The sequence below is a fragment of the Leclercia sp. LSNIH3 genome (genome assembly GCF_002935105.1).
GTDB lineage: Bacteria > Pseudomonadota > Gammaproteobacteria > Enterobacterales > Enterobacteriaceae > Enterobacter > Enterobacter adecarboxylatus.
In genome coordinates this window covers 3,703,968-3,720,629 of the sequence record NZ_CP026387.1, presented here as the reverse complement: position 1 = coordinate 3,720,629, position 16,662 = coordinate 3,703,968, and the positions used below count along the sequence as shown (strand labels likewise).

General features: G+C 57.0%; 18 protein-coding genes. 8 read left to right on the top strand and 10 right to left on the bottom strand.

The window, feature by feature from the left end; genetic code table 11:
- The first annotated feature begins 96 nt into the window (after nt 1-96).
- Nucleotides 97-303 carry a YfgG family protein gene (locus C3F35_RS18085; protein ID WP_059307415.1) on the top strand — a complete coding sequence of 69 codons (207 nt, stop codon included), beginning with the start codon at nt 97-99 and terminating at the stop codon, nt 301-303.
- A gap of 27 nt (nt 304-330) precedes the next feature.
- Here C3F35_RS18085 and C3F35_RS18080 read toward each other — a convergent pair whose 3' ends face one another.
- On the bottom strand, nt 331-1,215 hold the full coding sequence (locus C3F35_RS18080) for a LysR family transcriptional regulator (protein ID WP_103793040.1): 885 nt from the start codon (nt 1,213-1,215) through the stop codon (nt 331-333).
- A gap of 98 nt (nt 1,216-1,313) precedes the next feature.
- On the opposite strand from C3F35_RS18080, the gene C3F35_RS18075 reads away from it, so the two are divergent.
- Nucleotides 1,314-2,495, top strand: coding sequence for an MFS transporter (locus C3F35_RS18075; protein WP_103793041.1), 1,182 nt, complete (start codon nt 1,314-1,316; stop codon nt 2,493-2,495).
- Here the strand turns inward: C3F35_RS18075 and C3F35_RS18070 are convergent.
- Nucleotides 2,492-3,217 (bottom strand): SDR family oxidoreductase, encoded by a 726-nt coding sequence (locus tag C3F35_RS18070; RefSeq protein ID WP_103793042.1) that lies wholly within the window; start codon nt 3,215-3,217, stop codon nt 2,492-2,494. The two genes, C3F35_RS18075 and C3F35_RS18070, sit on opposite strands and share 4 nt — an antisense overlap.
- Nucleotides 3,218-3,437: 220 nt before the next feature.
- Here C3F35_RS18070 and C3F35_RS18065 point away from each other — a divergent pair, with 220 nt between their 5' ends.
- Genes C3F35_RS18065 through C3F35_RS18055 form a run of 3 tightly spaced genes read left to right on the top strand, consistent with a single transcriptional unit; the run spans nt 3,438 to nt 4,945 of the window.
- A complete protein-coding gene (locus tag C3F35_RS18065) occupies nt 3,438-3,899 on the top strand; it encodes a DUF6130 family protein (RefSeq protein ID WP_103793043.1) in 462 nt (153 codons plus the stop codon).
- A 35-nt stretch (nt 3,900-3,934) separates the two neighbouring features.
- Nucleotides 3,935-4,189 carry a YdgH/BhsA/McbA-like domain containing protein gene (locus tag C3F35_RS18060; RefSeq protein ID WP_103793044.1) on the top strand — a complete coding sequence of 85 codons (255 nt, stop codon included), beginning with the start codon at nt 3,935-3,937 and terminating at the stop codon, nt 4,187-4,189.
- 9 nt (nt 4,190-4,198) lie between these two features.
- Nucleotides 4,199-4,945, top strand: coding sequence for an alpha/beta fold hydrolase (locus C3F35_RS18055; RefSeq protein ID WP_077226711.1), 747 nt, complete (start codon nt 4,199-4,201; stop codon nt 4,943-4,945).
- A gap of 62 nt (nt 4,946-5,007) precedes the next feature.
- Here the strand turns inward: C3F35_RS18055 and guaA are convergent, their stop codons facing one another.
- Both guaA and guaB read right to left on the bottom strand, forming a co-directional pair.
- Nucleotides 5,008-6,585, bottom strand: a complete 1,578-nt coding sequence (gene guaA / locus C3F35_RS18050; protein ID WP_032613079.1) for a glutamine-hydrolyzing GMP synthase — start codon at nt 6,583-6,585, stop codon at nt 5,008-5,010.
- Between the two features lie 63 nt (nt 6,586-6,648).
- Nucleotides 6,649-8,115 (bottom strand): IMP dehydrogenase, encoded by a 1,467-nt coding sequence (gene guaB, locus C3F35_RS18045; protein WP_032613080.1) that lies wholly within the window; start codon nt 8,113-8,115, stop codon nt 6,649-6,651.
- A gap of 159 nt (nt 8,116-8,274) precedes the next feature.
- On the opposite strand from guaB, the gene xseA reads away from it, so the two are divergent.
- The gene (gene xseA / locus C3F35_RS18040) at nt 8,275-9,648 is read left to right on the top strand and encodes an exodeoxyribonuclease VII large subunit (protein WP_103793045.1); all 1,374 of its coding nucleotides are present in this window, start codon (nt 8,275-8,277) and stop codon (nt 9,646-9,648) included.
- On the opposite strand, the gene C3F35_RS18035 is transcribed toward xseA, so the two are convergent.
- On the bottom strand, nt 9,649-10,722 hold the full coding sequence (locus C3F35_RS18035; protein WP_233211665.1) for an MFS transporter: 1,074 nt from the start codon (nt 10,720-10,722) through the stop codon (nt 9,649-9,651). It lies immediately after the preceding gene.
- A 218-nt stretch (nt 10,723-10,940) separates the two neighbouring features.
- Between C3F35_RS18035 and C3F35_RS18030 the strand changes: the two genes are divergently transcribed.
- Nucleotides 10,941-11,960 (top strand): M4 family metallopeptidase, encoded by a 1,020-nt coding sequence (locus C3F35_RS18030; protein WP_103793047.1) that lies wholly within the window; start codon nt 10,941-10,943, stop codon nt 11,958-11,960.
- Nucleotides 11,961-12,311 (top strand): protealysin inhibitor emfourin, encoded by a 351-nt coding sequence (locus tag C3F35_RS18025; RefSeq protein ID WP_103793048.1) that lies wholly within the window; start codon nt 11,961-11,963, stop codon nt 12,309-12,311.
- Here the strand turns inward: C3F35_RS18025 and C3F35_RS18020 are convergent.
- The 5 genes from C3F35_RS18020 to C3F35_RS18005 all read right to left on the bottom strand — a co-directional run bounded on the left by C3F35_RS18020 (nt 12,308) and on the right by C3F35_RS18005 (nt 16,149).
- Nucleotides 12,308-12,529 carry a zinc ribbon domain-containing protein gene (locus C3F35_RS18020; RefSeq protein WP_103793049.1) on the bottom strand — a complete coding sequence of 74 codons (222 nt, stop codon included), beginning with the start codon at nt 12,527-12,529 and terminating at the stop codon, nt 12,308-12,310. The genes C3F35_RS18025 and C3F35_RS18020 overlap by 4 nt on opposite strands.
- Before the next feature lie 52 nt (nt 12,530-12,581).
- Nucleotides 12,582-13,616 (bottom strand): Gfo/Idh/MocA family oxidoreductase, encoded by a 1,035-nt coding sequence (locus C3F35_RS18015; protein ID WP_103793050.1) that lies wholly within the window; start codon nt 13,614-13,616, stop codon nt 12,582-12,584.
- Between the two features lie 62 nt (nt 13,617-13,678).
- Complete coding sequence (locus tag C3F35_RS18010; RefSeq protein WP_077226717.1) at nt 13,679-15,232, bottom strand: peptide MFS transporter; 1,554 nt, start codon at nt 15,230-15,232, stop codon at nt 13,679-13,681.
- 57 nt (nt 15,233-15,289) lie between these two features.
- Nucleotides 15,290-15,454 (bottom strand): hypothetical protein, encoded by a 165-nt coding sequence (locus C3F35_RS26715; RefSeq protein WP_158251937.1) that lies wholly within the window; start codon nt 15,452-15,454, stop codon nt 15,290-15,292.
- Nucleotides 15,455-15,957: 503 nt separating this feature from the next.
- Nucleotides 15,958-16,149 carry a hypothetical protein gene (locus C3F35_RS18005; RefSeq protein ID WP_103793051.1) on the bottom strand — a complete coding sequence of 64 codons (192 nt, stop codon included), beginning with the start codon at nt 16,147-16,149 and terminating at the stop codon, nt 15,958-15,960.
- Between the last annotated feature and the right edge of the window lie 513 nt (nt 16,150-16,662).

Below are 16,662 nucleotides of genomic sequence, written 5' to 3'. Positions count from 1 at the left end.
TTGTTGACGTAATTTTACAATCCGAATAATTGACCCCTGTGGCCCCCGTATGCCTTAATGGCATATCGCCCTCAGGGTATTTTCAGGAACACTATAGTGAGTCAGGCCACACGTATGCGGAAACGACATCGGTTTAACACTCGGATGACGCGTATCATACTGCTAATCAGCTTATTCTTTTTTGTGGGCCGCTTCGTTTACTCCTCCATTGGAGCCTGGTATCACCACCAGGAGAAAAAGCAGGCGCAACAATCCAGCCTCTCGGGCGAATATGTCGAACGTCCCTCCACGACAATTAATTAATCCGGTTGTTTTTACGGGCTAATTAAATTATTTCACGGTTTGTAATAATCGAATGATTTCGCTGATACCTTTACTCAGTACTTTATCCTGACGCATGACGATCGCCAGTTGGCGCTGTAAAACCGGCGTAAGCGACTGCACGCATAATCCCTGCCGGTCTTCTGCACACGCTACCGCCATGCGTGGAATAATGCTGTACCCCAGCCCGACACGCACCATGCGTTTAATTGCCTCGATACTGCCGGACTGCATTACCGGTTCCACTTGCACAGCGCTGGCCTGGAACCAGGCGTCGATCACTGCCCTTGTGCTGCTCCCGGCACCAAAAGCGATAAAAGAGTGAGCCTGCAGCTCCGTTGCGTTCAAAGTGGTAAACAGCCTCTGCTGATCGGCTGCGGCAATAAAAACAAACTCTTCATCCATCACCGGCGCGCTCGCCAGGGCCGACCCCGCAGCAGGTAAGGTCACCAGGCCCAGATCGAGACGGTTCTCTTCTATGGCACGAACGATCTCCAGGGTGTTGCCTGTGGTGACCCCCACCCGCAGCAAGGGATGATCCTGACGGAGCTGCTGCAACAGCGGCGGCAGAAGATGGATGCAGGCCGTCGCCCCCATCCCGATTGTAATCGTTCCGCTCACCTCCTGGCTAAACGCGGCCACCGCCCGGATCGTCTCGTCCACCGCCTGCTCAATACGTTCGCCGTGGGTGAATAACGCCAGCCCGGCCGCCGTGGCTTTGACGCCCCGCCCGGTACGCTCGATTAACCGCGCCTGCAAAAACTGCTCAAGCTGGCGGATCTGCAGACTGACCGCCGGTTGCGAAATCCCCAGCACATCCGCAGCCGCAGAAAAGCTGCCGCGCTGAACGACCAGTCGAAAGGTCGCCAACTGTCCCAGATTCAGCGTCGTCATCACAAAGTTTCTCTTATAGGAGCCATAAACGCACCGGCCTGCCAGCCTCCTGATGCGCGCGATATGCTCAGGATAACTGTCTGATGGAATGAAAGATAATGAAAAACCTGGCCCTGCCCCGCACGCTCCCCCTTACCACCGGCTGCAACCAGCTTATCAACTGGGGGATCTCTTTTTATATGCCGGGCACCTTCGCCCGGGCAATCACGGCCGATAGCGGCTGGTCGTCACCGGCGATCTATTCGGGCCTGACTCTCGCCATGCTGGTGATGGCCGCCCTCTCGCCGTTTGTCGCTAACCTGCTGGCGCGAATGGGAGGACAGCGTGTGGTGATGATTGGCTCGCTGCTGATTTCCGCCAGCTGTGGGGCGATGGCCTACGCTCATTCGCTTGTCACCTGGTACGCGGCATGGATTGTGGCCGGCATTGGCATGCGTCTGTCGCTGTACGATGCGCTGTTCGCGGCGCTGGTAACTCTTTACGGGCAACAGGCGCGGCGAACTATCTCCCGCGTCACGCTGGCTGGCGGGCTGGCCTCGGTCGTGTTCTGGCCGCTGGGCGATGCGCTACTGACGATCATGAGCTGGCGGGATGCACTGCTGGTGTATGCCCTGTTCGGTTTGCTGAGCGCGGCATTAACCCTGTCGATACCTCATCACACCCGCCCGACAGAACGTAAACCGGCCCCACCTGCCGGAGGACAGGATCGACGCAACGGCTGGCTGTATGCCACATTCATTGCGCTGATCACCTTTATCTCTAACGGCACCTCCACCCACCTGCCGGAATTTATTGCCAGCGTGGGGCTGCCGGTTACCGTCGGCATGTTATGGGGCATGGGGCAGACCGGGGCGCGCTTTCTGGAGGTGGTTGCCGGGGCAGGACTCACTCCGCTGCGCCTGACGCTGTTTACCGCCCTCGCCATGCCGGTCTGCTTTCTGCTCGGACTGAGCAGTACGCTCTTCCTCTGGTCTGCCGCCGGTTTTGTGCTGGGCTATGGGGCGATTAACGGGCTGGTGACCATCGTGAAAGCCACGCTGCCGCTGCAGCTATTTGCGCCTGAAGAGTATGCCCGACGCACCGGGGTACTGCTGATCCCCGCCCAGTTGATGGCAGCGGCCTCCCCGCTGGCCTACGCCTGGTTGAACCGGGCAGCAGGGGTAATCGGCGGGATGTGGGTATCGTGGGGGCTAACGCTGGTGATTGCCGGACTGGCGGTGGCGATTGTAAAGGGTCAGGCCTCACAGAGTGAAGCAGGCATCCCTGCCCTCAGCGACTAAAGTACAAAGCCACCGTCAATGGTCAGGCTTACGCCGGTCATGTAGCCGGACGACTCACCGGCAAGCCATGCCGCCAGCGAGGCGATCTCGTCCGGCTCCCCCATCCGCTGCAGCGGAATGCTTCCGACGATCTGCTCCGCCATTCCGGCGGTCATATCGGTGGCGATGGGACCCGGCTGGATGTTGTTGATCGTAATGCGTCGTGGCGCCAGATCCAGCGCGAGGTTCTGCACCATCGACGCCACGGCCGCTTTACTCATGGCATAAACACTGCTGCCTGCATGACCGGTACGTACCGCGGTATTACTGCCGATGGTGATCACCCGTCCGCCTTCGGCCATCTGTTTAACCGCCGCCTGAATGGCGAGGAAGACGCCGCGCACGTTGACGGCCAGAGTGGCATCCAGATCTGCCAGCGAATATGCCTCAATGGTCCCGAGACGTAACACGCCCGCATTGACCACCGCGACATCCAGCCTGCCGTACTGCTGTAACGTCGTATCCACTGCCGCCTGGATAGCCGCCGCGTCTGCGCTGTCGGCCTCAATGGCTATCGCCTGCCCGCCCTGACGTTCAATTGTAGAGACCAGCGCCTGCGCCCGGTCCGGGCGTGATACCCAGGTGATGGCAATCCGATAGCCCTCGTGCGCCAGTCGCAACGCAATGGCCGCCCCAATCCCGCGTGCGCCGCCGAAAACCAACGCCACTTTTTCGTGATTCATGATGGTGATCCTCCTGTTTGCTTTAGCACCCACATGGATGCCACTGCAGACACCATGCCAGCAGACCCTGCCCCGCGCTTGCGCGGAATGTATCGCACTGTATCCGCGACGCCCTGCTTACGCAGCCATACAAAAAAGCCGCCCGCAGCAAACAGACCCGATACATAAAAATGGTTTTCTGTATCTGTCGCCATTGATGACCTGATGAGGAGATACCCGAATGATGCGTCAAAATTTATTGCTCACTCTGTTCGCGCTGACGTCTGGCTGCACCTGGGCCGCGCCGTTAAGCGGGCTGAGTGCCGCGGATGTTAACGGCCCTGCCGCCGTCGCACCGCTCGAACAAACGCAGCCCCCGGCGAAGCTGATTGTCGATCCGCCGCTGGCTGGCCCGCTAAGTAAAGGCGCGGTCTTTATTCAATACCGTACAGAGAACATTCGCATCGAACCCGTATTCGGACCCGAAGCGCTAAAAGTGACACCGCGCATCGGCCATATCCACGTCATCGTGGATGACAACCCCTGGCACTGGGCCGACGCCAGCGGTGAGCCTGTCATTCTGGTGGGACTCCCCGCGGGTCATCACAAGGTGACCATTATTCTTGCCGACCCAACCCATAAGCCTGTTGACCGTAAAACCATCGAATTCACCGTGCCGCCGCATGCTGCGGTTATGCACTGAACACAACCCCTTACCTATTTTTGAGGATTTGAACCATGAAAACATTACTGATTGCTGTTCTGACCTTCTCTGCTGCCATGGCTCCTAGCGCTTTCGCTGCCCAGGAAATTAACCAGCCTCAGGGGCTGCAAAAAATTGGCACCGTTTCCGACAGCAGCGGCGCAACGTCGCTCGCGGATCTGGAGGCGAAACTGCAGGCCAAGGCTGCCAAAGCAGGTGCAGGCGCGTTCCACATTACTTCTGCCGGGGGAAACAACACTCTGTCAGGCACCGCCGATATTTATCGTTGAGGCTTAACCATGAAAAAACTCTCTATTCATTCCCTCGCAGTGGGCCTGCTGCTGGCTACGGCCAGTGGTACGGCGCTGGCGAATACTAAAACCGTGGTGCTGGTGCATGGCGCTTTTGCCGACGGCAGCAGCTGGAACCGGGTTATCGACCAACTGCAACGTCAGCATACCGAGGTCATTGCCGTTCAGCTGCCGCTCACGTCGCTGAAAGAGGATGTCGCCGCCACCCAACGCGCCATCGCCCGGGCTAACGGCGATGTGGTGCTGGTGGGGCACTCCTGGGGCGGCACGGTGATCAGCGAGGCGGGCAACGATGCGCGGGTGAAATCACTGGTTTATGTGGCGGCATTTGCCCCGGACTCAGGCCAGTCCACGGCGGATCTGGCGGGGAGCTATCCTGCCCCACCGGGCAGCGCAGGAATCGCTAAAACCGCCGACGGTTTTCTCTATCTGCCGGGCAAATCGGTACGCCAGGACTTTGCGCCAGACCTTAAAGCGGCTGAGCAGAACACGCTGACCGCTACCCAAGGCCCGATACGTGCAGATGCCTTTGCGGAAAAAGTTACCCACGCAGCCTGGCGTGATAAGCCGAGCTGGTATGTGGTCAGCAAGAATGACCGGATGATCAACCCGGACCTGGAGCGAGCCATGGCGAAAGCGATTCATGCCAAAACTACCGAAGTAACGGCAAGCCATGTATCGATGGTGAGTCAGCCGGAAGAAATTGCTCGGACCATTGAGCAATCGGTGAAATGATACCGGCGAAAAAAAGCCCGCTGACTGCGGGCTTTAATCATGACGAGATTATTGGGCGGGTGTTATTCCCACTCAATCGTTGCCGGTGGCTTACCGCTGATGTCATACACCACGCGGGAAATACCGTTAACTTCGTTGATGATGCGGTTAGACACGCGGCCTAAGAAGTCATACGGCAGATGCGCCCAGTGAGCGGTCATAAAGTCGATAGTCTCAACCGCACGCAGGGAGACAACCCAGTCGTACTTACGGCCATCGCCCATTACGCCTACAGAGCGAACCGGCAGGAACACGGTGAACGCCTGGCTCACTTTGTTGTACAGGTCGGCTTTGTGCAGCTCTTCGATGAAGATCGCGTCTGCGCGACGCAGCAGGTCGCAGTACTCTTTCTTCACTTCGCCCAGCACGCGCACGCCCAGACCTGGACCCGGGAACGGGTGACGGTAGAGCATGTCGTACGGCAGACCCAGCTCCAGGCCGATCTTACGCACTTCGTCTTTGAACAGCTCACGCAGCGGTTCAACCAGACCCATCTTCATCTCTTTCGGCAGGCCGCCCACGTTGTGGTGAGATTTAATGACGTGCGCTTTACCGGTAGCAGAAGCCGCGGATTCGATCACGTCCGGGTAGATGGTGCCCTGTGCCAGCCACTTCACGTCTTCCAGCTTCAGCGCTTCTTCGTCGAACACTTCCACGAAAACGCGGCCGATGATTTTACGTTTGGCTTCAGGATCGTTCTCGCCCGCCAGCGCGTCGAGGAAGCGCTTCTCGCCTTCTACGTGAACGATGTTCAGACCGAAGTGGTCACCGAACATGTCCATCACCTGCTGGGCTTCGTTCAGACGCAGCAGACCATTGTCCACGAAGACGCAGGTCAGATTCTTACCAATGGCGCGGTGCAGCAGCATCGCCGTCACGGAGGAGTCAACGCCGCCGGACAGGCCAAGGATCACTTTGTCATCACCGACCTGCTGGCGAATACGTTCCACCGCATCGTCGATGATTTTGGCTGGCGTCCACAGCGCTTCACACTGGCAGATATCGCGAATAAAGCGATCCAGCATGCGCATGCCCTGACGGGTGTGGGTCACTTCCGGGTGGAACTGCACGCCGTAGAAGCGTTTTTCTTCGTTGGCCATAATGGCAAACGGGCAGCTCTCGGTGCTGGCAACGGTCACGAAGTCGGACGGGATAGCGGTGACTTTGTCCCCGTGGCTCATCCAGACGTCGAGCAGCGGTTTGCCGTCGGCGGTCAGGGAGTCTTCGATACCGCGGATCAGCGCGCTGTCGGTCTGAACTTCAACCTGCGCGTAGCCGAACTCACGTTCGTTGGATGCTTCAACATGGCCACCAAGCTGCATCGCCATGGTCTGCATGCCGTAGCAGACGCCGAACACCGGCACACCGGCTTCAAACACGTACTGCGGGGCGCGCGGGCTGTTGGCTTCGGTGGTGCTTTCCGGGCCACCGGAGAGGATGATACCGCTTGGATTGAATTCGCGAATCTGTGCTTCCGTGACATCCCACGCCCACAGCTCACAGTAAACGCCCAGCTCACGGACGCGACGCGCGACCAGCTGAGTGTATTGCGAACCGAAATCCAGAATGAGAATGCGATGTTTATGAATATTTTCCGTCATTGACGCTAATTCCGAGGCAAGTGAAACAAAATCGCCCGGCATATAGCCGGGCGTGGAAACTTATCAGGAGCCCATACGGTAGTTCGGGGACTCTTTGGTGATGGTCACGTCATGAACGTGACTTTCCTGAATACCCGCGCCGCTGATACGCACGAATTCGGCTTTGGTACGCAGCAGGTCAATGGTACCACAGCCGGTCAGGCCCATACAGGAGCGCAGGCCGCCCATCTGCTGGTGAATGATCTCTTTCAGGTAGCCTTTGTAAGCCACGCGACCTTCGATACCTTCCGGCACCAGTTTGTCGGCAGCGTTATCGGTCTGGAAGTAACGGTCAGAGGAGCCTTTGGACATCGCGCCCAGGGAACCCATCCCACGGTATGATTTATAAGAACGGCCCTGGAAGAGTTCGATTTCGCCCGGGGATTCTTCCGTACCGGCCAGCATGGAGCCAACCATTACCGCTGCCGCACCGGCCGCGATCGCTTTAGCGATGTCGCCAGAGAAACGGATACCGCCATCAGCGATAACCGGAACACCGGTGCCTTCCAGCGCTTCTACCGCGTCGGATACTGCGGTGATCTGCGGAACGCCTACGCCGGTAACGATACGGGTCGTACAGATGGAGCCAGGGCCGATACCCACTTTCACCGCGCTGACGCCAGCTTCAGCCAGGGCACGTGCGCCTGCGCCAGTGGCCACGTTGCCGCCGATGATCTGCAGGTCAGGGTATTTTGCACGGGTTTCACGAATGCGTTGCAGCACGCCTTCGGAGTGGCCGTGAGAGGAGTCGATCAGCAGCACGTCAACGCCTGCGGCAACCAGCGCATCAACACGCTCTTCGTTGCCCGCACCTGCGCCAACCGCAGCACCGACGCGCAGACGGCCATGCTCGTCTTTACAGGCGTTCGGTTTACGTTCTGCTTTCTGGAAGTCTTTAACGGTGATCATGCCGCGCAGGTGGAAGCTGTCGTCCACAACCAGCGCTTTCTCAACACGTTTTTCGTGCATTTTGGCGAAGACCACGTCGCGGGATTCACCTTCACGCACGGTGACCAGACGCTCTTTCGGCGTCATATAGACGCTGACCGGCTGGTTCAGGTCGGTGACGAAACGCACGTCACGGCCAGTAATGATACCCACCAGTTCGTTATCGGAGGTCACAACCGGGTAGCCTGCAAAGCCGTTACGCTCGGTCAGCGCTTTCACTTCGTGCAGGGTCGTGGTTGGCAGAACGGTCTGTGGATCGGTAACGATGCCAGATTCATGTTTCTTCACGCGGCGAACTTCTTCCGCCTGGCGCTCGATAGACATATTTTTATGAATAAAGCCAATGCCGCCTTCCTGAGCCAGGGCGATAGCCAGGCGCGCTTCAGTCACGGTGTCCATTGCCGCGGAGAGCATAGGAATGTTCAGGCGAATGGTTTTGGTCAACTGCGTGCTGAGGTCGGCAGTATTCGGCAGAACGGTGGAGTGAGCGGGAACGAGGAGGACGTCGTCAAACGTCAGTGCTTCTTTAGCGATACGTAGCATGGGCAATATCTCTGACCTGGGTGGTTAAATATTGCCGTGGCATTATACAGAGCGTAACCGATTGCATCTACACTTTTTTATAAAAAACGCTTGCGATTGCCTCTTATCAGGTTACTATCGACTGAATAACTTGCTGATTTAGAATTTGATCCCGCTCACATGTTATCCTCCCAATCCCCCTCAATTTATACTGTCAGCCGCCTTAACCAGACGGTCCGTTTGCTGCTTGAGCAGGAAATAGGCCAGGTGTGGATCAGCGGAGAGATCTCTAATTTCACCCAACCGGCATCCGGTCACTGGTACTTTACCCTGAAGGACAATACCGCCCAGGTGCGCTGCGCGATGTTCCGCAACAGCAACCGCCGGGTGACCTTCCGACCGCAGCACGGGCAGCAGGTGCTGGTACGCGCCAGTATCACCCTGTACGAGCCGCGCGGTGATTATCAGATTATCGTTGAGAGCATGCAGCCAGCGGGTGAAGGGCTTCTGCAGCAGAAGTATGAGCAGCTGAAAGCCGCGCTGTCCGCGGAAGGGCTGTTCGATCAGCAATATAAAAAACCGCTTCCCTCCCCTGCCCACTGCGTGGGGGTGATCACCTCGAAAACCGGCGCCGCGCTGCACGATATCCTGCATGTGCTGAAACGCCGCGACCCTTCCCTGCCGGTCATTATCTACCCGACTGCTGTGCAGGGCGACGATGCGCCCGGGCAGATTGTTCGCGCCATTCAGCTCGCCAATGCCCGTCAGGAGTGTGATGTGCTGATCGTCGGGCGCGGCGGCGGCTCGCTGGAAGATCTGTGGAGCTTTAACGACGAACGCGTGGCGCGGGCGATTTTTGCCAGCCAGATTCCGGTAGTCAGCGCCGTCGGGCACGAGACCGACGTCACCATCGCAGATTTTGTCGCTGACCTGCGCGCACCTACGCCCTCTGCCGCGGCAGAAGTAGTGAGCCGTAACCAGCTCGAGCTGCTACGACAGATGCAAAACGGCCAGCAGCGCCTGGAGATGGCAATGGACTATTTCCTTGCCAACCGCACCCGTCGTTTTACCCAGCTTCATCATCGTCTGCAACAGCAGCACCCCCAGCTGCGTCTGGCGCGTCAGCAAACCGTGCTGGAACGTCTGCGCCAGCGGATGAACCTCGCGGTGGACAATCAGCTTAAACGGGCGGGGCAGCGCCAGCAGCGCACCACTCAGCGCCTGAATCAGCACAACCCGCAGCCACGCATCTACCGGGCGCAAACCCGTATTCAGCAGCTTGAGTATCGTCTTGCGGAGAACCTGCGCGCACGGCTGAGCAGCACCCGCGAGCGCTTTGGTAATGCGGTTACCCATCTGGAAGCCGTCAGCCCGCTCTCGACGCTGGCGCGCGGCTACAGCGTGACCACCGCGACCGATGGCAACGTACTGAAGCAGGCTAAACAGGTCAACGTCGGGGATGTGCTTACTACCCGGCTGTCAGACGGCTGGGTGGAAAGCGAAGTGAAAGGCGTGACGCCGGTAAAGAAAACGCGCGCGCGTAAAAAAGCGTGATCAGGGTTTGCCGTCAGGCGTGACGGCAAGCAGCGCCCAGGACAGCCCGGAAAAAATGACCAGCGCTACCGCTGCGCCTGCCATTCCCAGTAACAGACCAAACACCATGGCGCCGACAACCTGTCCGGCTGCCAGCATCAGGAAAGCCATACTGACCCCCACAGCCGGTGACGGATGGGCGATAGTCGCGCCCTGCACCAGCAGTACGCCGGACAAAATAACGTATCCCGCCCCGCTCATCGCCACCACTGGCACCAGCCACCAGGCAAACCCTTCACTTAACGCCAGAACCAGCAGCGAGGCGGCCATAAAAATCTGCGAAAGCCGGTAAACGCCCCGCATCCCGATACGTTTTGCCGCACTCCCGGTAAACACGGCAACGATCCCTGCCCCGCCGCTCACCAGCCACAGAACCCGCGTCACGGCGCTATCAAGCCCGGTATGGCTCGTGAGCAACTCCGGGCCAAAACTCCACCAGGCGGCGCTGGCAACGCCGCTCACGAAAGTAATCATTAACAGCCGGTACATGCCCGGCTTGCGAAGCAACCCGCGCCAGGATGGCAGTTGTTCTCGCTTGCGCGTAGTCCGCCCCGGCAGATAACGCCACGCTGCCAGCAGGCAGAACAGTGCCAGAAGGGCAAAGACGATACAGGCCGCACGCCAGCCTCCCGGCATAAAAAACAGAACCGGCACCGAGAGGATGATCCCGGCGCTTGTTCCGGCATTAATGACGGTGTTCACCAGGGTCTGGCGATCTGGCGCAATGGTGTCATCTACGGCTCCGGCAAGCGCGGGTGAGGCCAGCCCCGAACTTAGCCCGGCAATAAATAACCCTGTCGCAAGGGCGAGCGGCTGCGCCGAGAATGCCAGAATAAACAGTCCACTCGCTGCCGTGACGGCTGCCAGCAAAGCCGGTACGCGGGGACCAAAGCGGTTGGTGAGTGAAGAGGCAAAGAATACTGACAGGCAATAGGCCGCATAGCTACAGGCGGCAATCCCTCCGGCAATCTGGGGTGAGAAAGGGATGGCCTGACGAATATCGGGCAGCATCAGACCCCAGGAAAATCTCGCCATGCCATACGTCACCGCGATTAATGAGAACCCGGTTATACCTAGTGCGATCGGTCTGTTCATTACGCCCCTCTCTTTGCCCGCAGTAAAAACCTAAACGCTGAGAAGGCGTTATGCCAGTTTTTACCGGTACGAATACTCTGACTTCTCTCCGCCTGCGGCGTCATCATTTACAATTAACGTGTTTCTTTTTTCGGCATTGCCAGAAACAGGAGAGAAGCATGACCCGAATTCACAGCGTGATCCCGCCGTATATTCTTCGTCGTATTATTGAAAGTGGCTCTGAGCCGCAGCAGCGTTGCGCCCGCCAGACACTAACACATGTACAAACGCTGATGGCACATATGCCAGGTAAACCCGCTGCGCCGCACGTTAATAAAACCGGGCAGCTGGAGCGTGATATTTATGATGCAAAACAGACCCAGGAACTGCCGGGCGCTCAGGTGCGTTATGAGGGACAGCCGTCAAATGGGGATATTGCCGTCGATGAAGCCTATGATTATTTAGGTATCACCCATGATTTTTTCTGGAAAAATTATCATCGCGACTCGCTGGATAATAAAGGGCTGATACTGACGGGCACCGTTCATTATGGGCGGGAATATCAGAACGCTTTCTGGAATGGTCAGCAGATGGTTTTTGGCGATGGTGACGGCGAGATATTTAACCGCTTCACGATTGCCATTGACGTTGTGGCACATGAACTTAGCCATGGCGTAACCGAAACCGAAGCCGGGCTTATCTACTTTGAACAATCGGGTGCGCTGAATGAGTCATTATCTGATGTTTTCGGCTCGCTGGTGAAACAGTATCACCTGAAGCAAACGGCCGACCAGGCCGACTGGCTGATAGGTGAAGGGCTGCTGGCGGCAGCGATCAATGGCAAAGGGCTGCGATCGATGTCAGAACCAGGAACCGCCTATGACGATCCCCTGCTCGGCAAGGATCCGCAGCCCGGGCATATGAAAGACTTTATCAAAACGCGTGAAGATAACGGCGGCGTGCATCTTAATTCGGGCATTCCTAATCGCGCGTTTTACCTTGCCGCGACGGCCATTGGCGGCTATGCCTGGGAGAAAGCGGGTTATGCCTGGTATGACACGGTTTGCGATCGACAGCTGGCGCAAGATGCGGATTTTGACGCCTTTGCGAAACTGACGGTAGCACACGGTGAAAAGCGATCGGGTGGTGACGTCGCAGCAGCCATTGAGCAAGCCTGGAAACAGGTGGGAGTGTTGTAAATGCAGGTTCCCGAACTGACGGATGACGCGGTGGTTGAGCTGGCGCGTGAAGGCGGCGTGGCCTATATTCCCCATCTCAGCGGGTTACGGCGAATCGCGCTCTCGACGCTTAGCAGCACGCAGCGCCAGCGCGTGGTGAACATACTGGAGCAGGCTATTCCACGGGGAGAGCCTCCCGGCCAGCGATCATCAGCCGGCGGCGGCGACCAGCGCTATTTTCGCATCCAGATAATCTGGACCCGGCACAATCAGGCGCAATATACCGACATCATTGTGCTGGTTCCCGAGCAGGAAGCGCCAGAGTCGCTGGTCGAACTCTGGCAAAAAGGCGAAGGCTGCGTCTGCGATTAAGCGTCAGCCCTGACGAACGCCACGCGTTTTTTCGAGATCAAACCGTGGCCGTTCTGGCAGAAATAATCCACCGCACCGCAGGCCTTTAATACCTGGAGTGGCTGATGGCACTCCGGGCAGCGCGCTTCCAGGACGATATCTTTATGGCAATTCTCGCAGTGCGCCACACCGTTTTGCGGTTCAATCTCCGCATGGCAATCCGGGCAGGTAATCGACATGATGACTCCTTTAAAGGACATTCAGTTCTGCCCTGATATTACCACGATGCGTTTAGTGGGAGCCACGTAGCTGTTGCTGTAATGTCAGCAGGATTTCTACCTCTTCCAGCCTGCGCTGCGTCGTACGGCTTACCTCGCCCGGGTCGCGTGCAAACAGGCTGTGCTCCCCCAAAATATACTCCGCCAGACAGCGCGCATAAATCGTGCCGCCAAAACGCCAGGTCTGAACCTTATCGCCCTCGATCAGCTCAAGGACATCCTCCGCCCCGCGTCGGTCGTGGCTGATTACGCGTCCGTCCCGCAGATGCAGTCGCAGCCCTTTTTGTCCACCGGACGGTCCGGCATATTTGTTCAGCCAGATATCCACCGGCACGCCGCCGATCTGCCCCTGAAGATGCGCCTCGCCTTCCGCCGTGGTCAGATCGCCTTTTGCGATATCGCGCCCCAGACGATCTCTGGCAGTTACCACCTGCAAAGCAATATCGCCATTGCCGCCCAGGTAACGCACCGTTTCGCGCATCATCGCCAGCACGTGCGTCCCGATATCCAGGATCACCCCGTCAGGATGGCGCAGCGTTCGGGTATCCGGTTCCCCGGTGGCAAAATTGAGTGCGACAGGCTCCCCCGCCGCGTTAAACCTGCTCGGCTCCTGTAAAAAACCTTCGATGCGGACAATATCGGAAAACGCCCCGACCAACCCCAGCTGCACCAGATTAAGGCGCGCCATCCAGTGATCGAGTGCCAGCACCCGGGCGGCCGCCTCTGGCCTTGCCAGCAGCGTTTTCAGCCTGGCGATTTGGGTGAGCGTCGCGACAATCGGCTTTTCAACCACAATGCGCGGGATGGAGGAGGCCAGCGCCAGCTCAAGCACCTCAAGATGCTGCAGCGATGCGGTAGTGATAAACAGCGTATCGAGGGGGCGGGTAAGAAGGTCGGCAAGCGAAGGACAATGGGTGACGCCATCAAGCGTCTTTGCCGGCTGGATATCAAACCCCAGACAGCAGAGGGAAGCACCAAAGGTGGTTTGTAGTGCGGGTAAGTAGGCGGTTTCAACCACCGCGCCGAGTCCAACAAACCCAATCTGCATATATCACCTCTGTATTAGCAAGGCCGGAGCGTAACGCACGCCCCGGCCAGCAAAGGCAGATATCAGGCGTTGGTTACCGGTTTCGACTCATTTTTCGTCTGGGTATTTTCCAGCATACGACGCACCGGAACAATGAGCACCATCAGCACGGCAGCACAAATCAGCAGCGCGATGGAGCAGCGTGCAAAGAGATTCGGCAGCAGATCCAGCTGATCGGCCTTCACGTGACCGCCAATCAGACCCGCCGCCAGGTTGCCGAGGGCGCTGGCGCAAAACCACAGGCCCATCATCTGGCCACGCATTCTCTCCGGGGCCAACAGCGTCATGGTCGCCAGGCCAATCGGGCTGAGACAGAGTTCACCGAGGGTCAGCATCAAAATACTGCCCACCAGCCAGAACGGTGACACCCCTGCCCCACCATTATTGAGGACGTTCTGCGCCGCCAGCATCATCAGGCCAAAGCCCCCTGCCGCACACAAAATACCGATCACGAACTTGGTGATGCTGCTCGGGCGAATATTGTTGCTCGCCAGCTTCGGCCAGGCCCAGCTAAAGACCGGGGCCAGCAGGATAATGAACAGGGCGTTGATCGACTGGAACCACACTGCCGGGATTTCAAAATCACCGATCATGCGGTTGGTATAGTCATTTGCAAACAGGTTAAAGGAGGTTGGCTTTTGTTCAAACGCAGACCAGAAGAAGGCCGCGGACACCAGCAGGATAAAGCAGACCAGCAGACGGGCACGCTCTTTACGGTTCAGACCGGCAAACATGAACAGCCAGATGAAGTAGAGCGCCACCGAGGCGGCAATCACGTAGACCAGCACGCTGGCCACCGCGACCGGGTTAATCACAATCACGCCCTGCGCAATCAGGGTAACGATAATCGCAACACCTGCCGCCAGCGCCAGTAACCAGGCGCCCACGCCGTTTTTCTTCACTACCGGGCTGTTCCAGGTGGAGTCCAGCCCCACTTCGCTGTCGTAGCGCTTCATCGACGGTACGGCAAACAGGCGGAAAATGACCAGCGCCACCAGCATCCCGATGCCGCCAATACCAAAGCCCCAGTGCCAGCCGTGGGATTTAATCAGCCAGCCGGAGATCAGCGGCGCGATAAACGACCCCATGTTGATGCCCATATAGAACAGCGAGAAGCCGCCGTCACGACGCGCATCGCCTTTTTTATACAGCGTGCCCACCATCACCGAGATACAGGTTTTAAACAGACCCGAGCCAAGGACGATAAACATCAGGCCGATGAAGAACAGGTTGTTACCCATCACCGCGGAAAGCGCAATCGACAGATGGCCGAGGGCAATCAGGATCGAGCCGTACCAGACTGCTTTCTGCTGGCCGAGCCAGTTATCCGCCAGCCAGCCGCCCGGCAGCGCGGCCAGGTACATGGTTCCGGCAAAGATACCGACGATAGCAGAGGCATTTTCACGGGCCAGCCCCATGCCGCCGTCATAGACGGTGGCCGCCATAAACAGGATCAGGAGCGGACGAATACCGTAAAACGAGAAGCGCTCCCACATCTCCGTGAAGAATAGCGCGCCGAGTGGATAAGGATGGCCGAAGAAAGTTCGGCTTTCGTTTTTATTAACAGAGGATTGCATAATGCTCCTGAAATGAAGTGTCGTCGTGCTTGTTAACACCGGGTCTCCGCCGCCCGGTTAGCGATCGGGTGGCTTTTTTACATCCGGCGAAATGTTATTTAACCATTTGATAACCTGAAGCAACTTTTGTCCAGCCCCTATACCCCCACCAAAAGATGAAAGTTCGACAATCGTCTTATTTTCTGGATTTTCTGTTGGATAAACATGAATAGTGATTGACATCACATCAATAATTATTCGTTGCAGACAGGCATAAAAAAACCCGCGACAGGCGCGGGTTTTCAGCAGAGCAGCAAGGATTATTTGCTTTTCTTGATATGAATAGCAAATACACGGATAACGTTATTGATATATATAGAATTTATTAATCGCAAATATCTTTTGTGTACACTCTTGAGTACACACAAAACAACAGTGCTACTCATTTGCCACTTGCCGCCTCTCCCACTCCGATCGGAGATATTCCTATATGATGCCACTTTACATAAGTCATTTTTACTCCATGTGTACTTAAAAAGCGTTGGTTCAGTTGGTTCAGTTGGTTCAATTTGTAAAGATGCTTGTTTTTAAAAGGATTACTTTGAAAAAGTGAACCAACACACCCCATTTTTGAACCAACAAAAAGAGGTCGTGAACCAACACGCCGCTTAAAAGGCGGCTATTCATGGTGAAAGTTATGGGGGTTCCACCAGCACAGGGCTTGTCTGGTGCTGGTTGGGTGCTGCTTACCTCGCACGGCGCGGCGCTGGTTTGCTCCAGCGATATGCAGGGCCGGTCATCATTTCACGGTACCGCCTGGCTATTACAGGGCCCTCTGCCAACTGGCGTTTTAATTCCCGCAGTTCTGCCGGGCTGAGCTGGTGGCCGTCATGCTCCAGTTTGGCAATGGTCAGCAACTCGATTTCGCGTGGTGTCATGGTTCCTCCCTGTGATGGTGATCAGCATTATATTGCCTGCCAGGGTGATTCTTCAGTGGCCGGAGGTGTTATGCGTGAACTCCAGATGCTATGCGTTAAGTTACCGCTCAACATGCCGGTTCCGGTGGTAACTTTTTTGGTAACCACCCTTTCGCTGGAAACCTGCCTGGAAACCTCACGTTTGGCAACCTCTTAGTCTGACCGCTGGGCCGGTGACCAACGGCGGGTATCCATCTCAATGCTGCCGTTTTGGTGGATTCCGGAGTGGATACCTCGCGTATGGATGCCATGCCATTACCCATCTGCAGGTGTTTATTCTGGACCTGCTGTTTCGCTGCGTACCTGCTTGCGTACCTCAGCTTTGCGCACCAACGAAGGACGGAGTAAATATCATTGGCTCTGTCTTAGATGATTATGTGCCGGGGTGATATCGACATTCTGAGCCATAACAATTCATAACAGGTGCTACCGACTAACAATTGCTAACAGGCAGCTCGCAACACTAAGTTTGAC

Bases quoted from the DNA above. Each gene is read 5' to 3' on its own strand.
- C3F35_RS18080 (WP_103793040.1), bottom strand. From the start codon at position 1,215: ATGACGACGCTGAATCTGGGACAGTTGGCGACCTTTCGACTGGTCGTT.
- C3F35_RS18075 (WP_103793041.1), top strand. From the start codon at position 1,314: ATGAAAAACCTGGCCCTGCCCCGCACGCTCCCCCTTACCACCGGCTGC.
- C3F35_RS18070 (WP_103793042.1), bottom strand. From the start codon at position 3,217: ATGAATCACGAAAAAGTGGCGTTGGTTTTCGGCGGCGCACGCGGGATT.
- C3F35_RS18065 (WP_103793043.1), top strand. From the start codon at position 3,438: ATGATGCGTCAAAATTTATTGCTCACTCTGTTCGCGCTGACGTCTGGC.
- C3F35_RS18060 (WP_103793044.1), top strand. From the start codon at position 3,935: ATGAAAACATTACTGATTGCTGTTCTGACCTTCTCTGCTGCCATGGCT.
- C3F35_RS18055 (WP_077226711.1), top strand. From the start codon at position 4,199: ATGAAAAAACTCTCTATTCATTCCCTCGCAGTGGGCCTGCTGCTGGCT.
- guaA (WP_032613079.1), bottom strand. From the start codon at position 6,585: ATGACGGAAAATATTCATAAACATCGCATTCTCATTCTGGATTTCGGT.
- guaB (WP_032613080.1), bottom strand. From the start codon at position 8,115: ATGCTACGTATCGCTAAAGAAGCACTGACGTTTGACGACGTCCTCCTC.
- xseA (WP_103793045.1), top strand. From the start codon at position 8,275: ATGTTATCCTCCCAATCCCCCTCAATTTATACTGTCAGCCGCCTTAAC.
- C3F35_RS18035 (WP_233211665.1), bottom strand. From the start codon at position 10,722: ATGGCGAGATTTTCCTGGGGTCTGATGCTGCCCGATATTCGTCAGGCC.
- C3F35_RS18030 (WP_103793047.1), top strand. From the start codon at position 10,941: ATGACCCGAATTCACAGCGTGATCCCGCCGTATATTCTTCGTCGTATT.
- C3F35_RS18025 (WP_103793048.1), top strand. From the start codon at position 11,961: ATGCAGGTTCCCGAACTGACGGATGACGCGGTGGTTGAGCTGGCGCGT.
- C3F35_RS18020 (WP_103793049.1), bottom strand. From the start codon at position 12,529: ATGTCGATTACCTGCCCGGATTGCCATGCGGAGATTGAACCGCAAAAC.
- C3F35_RS18015 (WP_103793050.1), bottom strand. From the start codon at position 13,616: ATGCAGATTGGGTTTGTTGGACTCGGCGCGGTGGTTGAAACCGCCTAC.
- C3F35_RS18010 (WP_077226717.1), bottom strand. From the start codon at position 15,232: ATGCAATCCTCTGTTAATAAAAACGAAAGCCGAACTTTCTTCGGCCAT.
- C3F35_RS26715 (WP_158251937.1), bottom strand. From the start codon at position 15,454: ATGTCAATCACTATTCATGTTTATCCAACAGAAAATCCAGAAAATAAG.
- C3F35_RS18005 (WP_103793051.1), bottom strand. From the start codon at position 16,149: ATGACACCACGCGAAATCGAGTTGCTGACCATTGCCAAACTGGAGCAT.